This is a genomic window from Candidatus Symbiopectobacterium sp. NZEC135 (genome assembly GCF_025962695.1).
Map to the genome: position 1 here is coordinate 1 of NZ_JAGFPF010000974.1, position 804 is coordinate 804.

2 pseudogenes are annotated in these 804 nt (G+C 56.7%); both read left to right on the forward strand.

The features are described 5' to 3' along the window. A pseudogene (locus J5224_RS31850) lies at positions 1 to 261 on the forward strand (electron transfer flavoprotein); the annotation flags it as partial. Between the two features lie 20 nt (positions 262 to 281). Continuing rightward, positions 282 to 804 (forward strand): annotated as a pseudogene (locus tag J5224_RS31855) (electron transfer flavoprotein subunit alpha); the annotation flags it as partial.

The following is an 804-nucleotide window of genomic DNA, read 5'->3' on the forward strand; positions in this document are numbered from 1 at the left end:
TTGCCTGCGGTGATCTCCGTGACATCGGATATCAACACGCCGCGCCTGCCGTCAATGAAAGCGATTCTGGCAGCGAGTAAAAAAACGGTGACCCAGTGGAGTCTGGCCGATGTGGCCTGTGACTCTGGCCCGGTAACGGCGATCCGCGTTAGCGCCTGTGCGCCGGAACAAGCTGACAGGCTTGGCATCTGCATCGAAGGCGATTCTGACGACAATATCGCTGCCTTCGCCGATCATCTTCGTAAAGCGCTGAATCAATAACCCTACGCAAGGAATCCATCATGGCTACGCTATTACCGCTCGTTTTTGTTTACGCCGACAATACGGATCGTCTTGCCGGTCTACTTGCCAGCGCCCGCCAGTGGGGCGAGGAAGTTAACGTTTTATTTGTGGGGGATGAACAGCAGGTGAAGGCGTGCGTCAATCTCGGCGCCAATATCGTGTATCACTTCACGCCGCAGGAAGGCGTTGTCAGCGAAGACTATGTGCCATCGTTTGTCAGCATTATTCGTGAATCAGGACCTCGGGCGCTGGTGTTGCTGGCGGCCAGCAAACGCGGCAAAGCCATCGCCGCGCGACTGGGTGCACAACTTAATGCTGCGGTGGTCAATGATGTCATTCGCTTGCGAGTAGAAGAAGACGGCGTGTTTGCCTCTCATCCGTTCTATGGCGGCTTGGCTCATGAGACGCAACAGTTGCTCTCGCCCTACGCTGTGGTCACCTGTGGCAGTAGCGCTGAGGAAAGCGTTAACGGTGCGGCCAGCGCGAGTGTAAAGCCGGGCGCGTTTGTTCCGCCAGCGCATC